Source organism: Fulvivirga imtechensis AK7, assembly GCF_000331535.1.
GTDB lineage: Bacteria > Bacteroidota > Bacteroidia > Cytophagales > Cyclobacteriaceae > Fulvivirga > Fulvivirga imtechensis.
Window position 1 is genome coordinate 1 of sequence record NZ_AMZN01000147.1, and the last position, 6,368, is coordinate 6,368.

6 protein-coding genes are annotated in these 6,368 nt (G+C 42.5%); 2 read left to right on the forward strand and 4 right to left on the reverse strand.

Going from position 1 to position 6,368, the window contains the following annotated elements; all coding sequences use genetic code 11:
* Positions 1-255 precede the first annotated feature (255 nt).
* Positions 256-1,050: a M48 family metallopeptidase gene (locus C900_RS26995; protein ID WP_009583674.1), complete on the reverse strand. Its 795-nt coding sequence runs from the start codon at positions 1,048-1,050 to the stop codon at positions 256-258.
* A gap of 127 nt (positions 1,051-1,177) precedes the next feature.
* Here C900_RS26995 and C900_RS27000 point away from each other — a divergent pair, with 127 nt between their 5' ends.
* Positions 1,178-1,789 (forward strand): fumarylacetoacetate hydrolase family protein, encoded by a 612-nt coding sequence (locus C900_RS27000; RefSeq protein WP_009583675.1) that lies wholly within the window; start codon positions 1,178-1,180, stop codon positions 1,787-1,789.
* A complete protein-coding gene (locus C900_RS27005) occupies positions 1,776-3,686 on the forward strand; it encodes a M23 family metallopeptidase (RefSeq protein ID WP_009583676.1) in 1,911 nt (636 codons plus the stop codon). The genes C900_RS27000 and C900_RS27005 overlap by 14 nt, the downstream gene beginning before the upstream one ends.
* A gap of 14 nt (positions 3,687-3,700) precedes the next feature.
* Here C900_RS27005 and C900_RS27010 read toward each other — a convergent pair whose 3' ends face one another.
* The 3 genes from C900_RS27010 to C900_RS27020 form a co-directional block, all read right to left on the reverse strand.
* On the reverse strand, positions 3,701-4,063 hold the full coding sequence (locus tag C900_RS27010) for a DUF1801 domain-containing protein (RefSeq protein WP_009583677.1): 363 nt from the start codon (positions 4,061-4,063) through the stop codon (positions 3,701-3,703).
* A 14-nt stretch (positions 4,064-4,077) separates the two neighbouring features.
* On the reverse strand, positions 4,078-4,281 hold the full coding sequence (locus tag C900_RS27015; protein WP_009583678.1) for a bacterial regulatory protein, DeoR family: 204 nt from the start codon (positions 4,279-4,281) through the stop codon (positions 4,078-4,080).
* A gap of 155 nt (positions 4,282-4,436) precedes the next feature.
* A complete protein-coding gene (locus C900_RS27020) occupies positions 4,437-5,483 on the reverse strand; it encodes an AI-2E family transporter (protein ID WP_009583679.1) in 1,047 nt (348 codons plus the stop codon).
* Positions 5,484-6,368 lie beyond the last annotated feature (885 nt).

The following is a 6,368-nucleotide window of genomic DNA, read 5'->3' on the forward strand; positions in this document are numbered from 1 at the left end:
TCACACCCCAAAGTTACCTTTGACGCATCAAAACAGATGTTTAGCCGGCTCCTGTAAGCAGACTCTGGTGGGTCGGTTCCACCATCTTATTTGCAGTTACGTGAAGCCTTTGCTTCACTCACAGCACACTCCGCACCAGTTGAGTGACTTCCGCACCAGTTGGGCAGTTGGGAGCCAGTTGGGGACAAGACTTGCACAGGAGGGTGTGAAAAAAAGTGGTCGTTTTGAACCAACCTCTTTTTTTAGCTTTAATCATCATCTTTTATAATACTTCATCGCTTCCGGGATCTGCTTCTTCAGGTCTGCGATCCGTGTTTCCGGGTGGGGGTGTGTAGACAAAAACTCCGGTGGACGCTGGCCACTGCTCTGAGCTTCCATTCTCTCCCAGAATTTAGGAGCCTCGTGAGGATCGTATCCGGCCATAGCCATGAAGATCAGCCCAATCTGGTCGGCCTCCGACTCGTGTGTTCTTGAAAACGCCAGCATGCCTAACTGCGTACCTACACCTACTGATTGTAAGAGTAGTTGCTTTGTCATAGTTGGGTTTTGACCCAACGCAGCACTCAGCGAACTTAGTCCGAGCTGAGCTACCAGCCCCTCGCTCATCCTTTCTCTTCCATGATTGGCAATGGCATGGGCTATTTCGTGTCCCATAACCACAGCCACTCCCTTTTCATCTTTGCATATGGGCATAATCCCCGTATAAAAAGCCACTTTCCCTCCCGGCATGCACCAGGCATTGACTGTTTCGGATTCTATCAGATTAAACTCCCATGCATATCCTTTTAATTGATCAGATAATCCTTTCTGTTTCATGTATTGCTCCACAGAGCCTTGTATTTTTCTTCCCACATTTTTTACCATGGCACTCCACTCCTTGTTATCAGAAAGCTTGTTTTCTTTTAGTACCTGCTGGTACTGATCGTAGCTCAATGGCAATATTTCAGAATTGGGCACCAGGCTCAATTGTCTTCTCCCGGTTACCGGCACAGTAGTACAACTATATAAGATCAGCCCCACTACCAGAAGTAATAATATTTTCTTTATCATGGCTCAGAATATTTTTTCCGTAAATAAAAGGTTTTTCATCTTTATGCATTATAAATTTAGATATAATTATAACAAAGTAAATACCAAAAGCTGTTATACATTCATAACTATCTAATAATCAACCGAAATGAAGATATTGGCCATTGGTCGTAATTACGCTGAACACATCGCAGAGCTTAACAATGAGCGACCAGATGAACCTGTGATATTTACCAAACCGGACACTGCAGTATTAAAGAATAACCAGCCGTTTTATTATCCGGATTTTAGTCAGGATGTACATCATGAGGTTGAACTAGTATTGAGGATTTGCAAAGAGGGTAAAAATATTCAGGAAAAATTTGCCCATAAATATTACGATGAAATAGGTATTGGCATAGATTTTACTGCCCGCGACCTGCAACAAAAGGCCAAGGAAAAAGGATTGCCCTGGGCTATTGCCAAAGGTTTTAACGGTTCGGCACCAGTATCTAAATTTCTACCTATTTCTAATTTTGAGAACTTAAGTGATATTAATTTTAGTTTAAAAATAGACGGGGAAACAAAACAGCAGGGAAATACTTCACTAATGCTATTCAGCTTTGATTATATGATTTCCTATCTGTCAAAATTTTTTACATTAAAAAAAGGAGATTTAATATTTACAGGAACTCCCAAGGGGGTGGGGCCTGTTCACATTGGAAATAAAATAGAAGCATATATTGAGGATGAGAAACTATTGGAATTTGAAGTTAAGTAGAAGGCTTTTAATCTTTGTTGGTATCTTTAGCTCTATCGCCAGTTTGGGGCAGTTGGAGGAGAATCATATTTTCAAAGAAAATTACTACCTCTTCCCTATTAAGCCAGGTATACGCAATACCCTGGCTGGCACCATGGGGGAACTTCGATCTTCACATTTCCATACAGGCCTTGACATTCGCACAGAAGGAAAGATCGGCCTCCCTGTACATGCTGCTGCTCCGGGTTATATCTCGCGTGTGGCAGTCTCCACCTCCGGGTATGGCAATGCTGTTTACATCCTGCATCCTAACGGACATACCACCGTCTATGCGCACCTGGATCGTTTTCATGGCGCTCTGGCACAGTATGTCAGAGAGGAACAATATCGTAGAAAGACATTTGAACTAAACCTTTACTTCAGGAAAGATCAGTTTAAAGTGGAGCGGGGCGACACTATAGCTTTTGGCGGCAATAGTGGCTCGTCAGGTGGCCCTCATCTGCACTTTGACCTGAGGGATGAAAATCAAAACCCACTCAATCCGCTAAAATATGGGTTTACAGAGATTTTAGATAATACTCCGCCGGTAGCCAGAAAGATAGCCATCAAAACTATGGACAAAGATGCCAGAGTAAACGGACAGTTTGGCCGATATGAATTTGAGTTGAAACGCATCGGAAACAATTATATAATTGATCAGCCTATTGAAGTTAAAGGAAAAGTAGGTATTGAATTATATGGTTATGATATACTGGACAATGCGAGGTTCAGGTGTGGTATTACTACTATAACCATGACAGCCGCAGATCGTGAAGTTTTCAGGCAGGAGATCAACACTTTCTCGTTTTCGGAGCAGCGAAACATTCTCAAGCACATGAACTACCCCGACCTGCATGATACCGGTGAGAAGTACCACAAGCTATATGTAGATGATGGTAACGAGCTGCGTTTTTATAAAACAGACAACAATAAGGGTAAGCTTACCCTGGAAGGTGATGGCCTGACTCCTGTCAAAATCGCCATGACTGACAGCTACAATAACATCAGCTATGTCGACATAAATTTAAAATCAGCCACCGTGAATTCAGATAAAGCTATTGCCTACGGTAATTCCCATGATACTAAAATCGATCTGATAGATAATACGTTAGTAATTAAAGCCCCTGCCAATGCAGAGAGCTTACCGGCCATATACATTCCTGACCGGCAGGAACTACAGCAGTCATACATAATTAACAATAAAACAGGTGTTTTTCTATGGGATATGCGCCAGGGTCTGCCACATTCGGTAGACATCAATGGAGAGAACAGATTATTGCATTATAAAGAGATGGTATCTCCGCAGCACTCCTTCAAGTATTATAATGACAAGATGGATATCTACTTTCCTGATGGTGCGCTGTTCGATACATTATACCTGCAGGCCAGCTATGACTATATCGATAGCGACAAAACGGAACAGTTCTCTATTGGTGACGTGCAAGTGCCCCTTAAAAAATATATCTCAGTAACCCTAAAGCCTCAAAAGAGCTATAAAGACCCGGAGAAATATTCCGTGTATGCCCTGGACGCCCGTGGCAATGCGCATTACAAAGGGGGAAAGTGGGAGTATAGCCGTATTACGTTCCGGACGCGCGATTTTGGGAAGTTTACCATCCTTGAAGACACTATTCCTCCTAAGATAGTGCCCGTGCGTGTAGACAAGAATGAACTCCGGTTTAAGATCAGCGATGAACGCTCGGGCATCAATGAAATTAAATGCACCGTTGATGGTGCGTGGGTACTCATGAACTACGATTACAAGACACAACTCATCTGGTCGGAAAAGCTGGACTTTACGGAACCTTTTTCCGGTGAGGTGAAACTGACTGTGACCGATAATCAGGGGAATAAGAATATATATAGCTCGTTGTTGTAGAGATTGACCGACTGCTAGACCTTTATTATGCCGTTTCGATAGAGGTCAAGCGCCTGATTTAAAATCGACTCAATGGTTAAAACAGGTAGATCTTTCCTGGGATTTACCCTAAATATCTTCATTCGTGAGCGGCTACCGACCTCTAATCGTGGATGTTCCAGATGTTTTCCCTCCACCATGAGGATGTAGGGCTCGGTTGTTTTCTTATCTACCCACAAATAACAAAACATCTTTTTCCTGAAACAGAAGCAGGGCATGCCCCACTTCATAGTTTCGGTGATGTTGCTATCCTGCCGGAGGATGATATCCCTTAGGGCCAGTAAGCAGCTTTTGTTTGGTTCCTCTTTGCTGAGGTAGTAGTTGTCAAGTTCTTTCATGATGCCTCCTAAACCTATTTCACAGCGATAAAAAAATCAATTTCAGCATCAGCAGGATTTTGTGATTTTTCTCCAAAACTTTCAAAATCAGCGGTATAGGCCCTTTCTAAATCCATTGCCCATATTTCCTTCCACTGATCGACAATTATGTTCTTCATCAGATCACCCCTGGCGGTAAGTTGCACATAGTTACCTCCATTAAATGAGCGCCCGACCATTCCTGCAGGGATGTCATTTTGCGTTTAAAAAAGTATAAATCGTAACTCATGTTTTTTCATATAAATTATCCTCTAAATTTATTCACTTAATTATTTCTTCCAAAGCGTTACATCTTTTTCTCAAACTACTGAAAAGATTTAGTAATACTTCATACCTAACCTCTCCCTTCCAACTCATAATTCCCCAACCTCTCCTCTACATAAAGCTTTTGCACCAACACCATAACCATAACCAGTATCGGTGTGGAAAGGAAGAGGCCAAGCACACCTAAAAACTTCGCCAGGAGGAACTGCACAAGCAAAAGCAAGACCGGGGGGACGTAAGAGGCATGTTTTTGCACGTTTGGCGTAACGAAGTAGCTCTCTATCAGTTGAATACCTAAATAAAGCAGCCCTACGTACAGCGCCTTTTGTGAGCTATCAAGGAAAGCTATGGCAACCGGAGGAACGGCTGAGAGCACAGGACCAATGTTAGGAACAAAGGAAAAGAAAAATGCTATCAGCGCAAAGGTGAATATCAGTGGCATATCGAGCAGCCATAAGCCTATGATCGACATTACAAAAATGCTGAACATATCTACGATCTTGCCAATGAACCACCTGAACAAGGTATTATTCATTCTCGAAAAAAGATCTCTGACAGTGTCCTGATATTGGTTGGGGGTCATATACAGCACTCCTTTGGTGTATAAGTGAGGGCCGGCAGCAAGAAATAGTGAGAAAGCTATGATCAGCAGAATGTCAATAAGAAAATTCATAGTACCGGAGAACACAGTAAAGGCTCGTTTGAGTTGCCCGGATGGAAGCTCTTCTTCTCCTGCGTTAACGGTGTTCAATATCCTCCTTCCCAGGTCAGAATTTTGCAGTTGAGACTCTACACGGTCGACTACCTTAGGTATTTCTTGAGACAACCGATCCACCTGCTCTGCTATACTTGGTGATGCCAGCCACACAAATACAACTATAGCTCCAATATTAAGAAGGATCACAAATGGCAGCGCCATCTTAAATTTCAATTTAGTCTTCCTCTCAATCCAACGAGCTATGCCTCTCCACAAAATGGCCATCAATGCACCCGTAAACAACAACAGAAAATACCGGGCGCCATGGTAAAGCAGCATCACCAAAGCCAGCGCTATGATAACAATGACCAGGCGGGAAATGAAATGCCGAATTTTTCCACCGGAAGGAGCAGTTGCCATTCTTTATAAATACTATTTGATTGCCTCTAATAATGCAACAGATGCGATAAAGAATAGTTTTATTTAGTGTCTCTAAGCAAACATTATTGTCTGCGTTACGCTCGCCCCAAAAATGCTCACTAACCTCACTACGCTCCGCTTTTTGGCACTTCGCAAGCCTTGACCTTGAAGTTTTCTTACAGACACTAAATCTGAGTTTGATGTTAATGGTTAATGGTTAATTGCTGCTTTGACCTGACGATTGATATTTCCCTACAGCTTAAAGCTTAAATCTTGCAGCTAAATGGGTCGGTAAACGTGAATGGTTTCTTATACGCAAACCACTCTCCTCCTGGGAGGAGAAATAGAGGTGGGTATAAACTGATGTTGATATATTTTGCTTACAGCTTACCAGCTATCCGTGTTTCCGGCTTCCGGCTTCTGACTTCTTTTGGGTTACTTCCTTGCAAAGAAAGCTTTACTAGTCCTTACAGGCTTAGTAAAGCAGCGTAATACTCACGACTCCATTTTGCCTACTGCCGATTGAGTTAATCGTTATGCGTTAATCGTTAATGGTTATTCGTTAATTGTTTGACGATATTAATTGTTTGACGATTGATATTGCTTACAGCTATCCGTGCTTCCGACTTCGGTCTTCTGACTTCCGGCTTTTTTGGGTTACTTCCTTGCATAGAAAGCTTTACTAGTCCTTACAGGCTGAGTAAAGTAGCGTAATACTCACGACTCCATTTTGCCTACTGCCCCGATTGAGTTAATCGTTATGCGTTAATCGTTAATGGTTATTCGTTACTGGCTACTGGGTACTGGTTTTTCTGATTGTGGCTTGTGGCTTGTGGCTTGCAGCTTGTGTTAGTTTCATAGCCAGGAAAGCTTTACTAGTCCTTA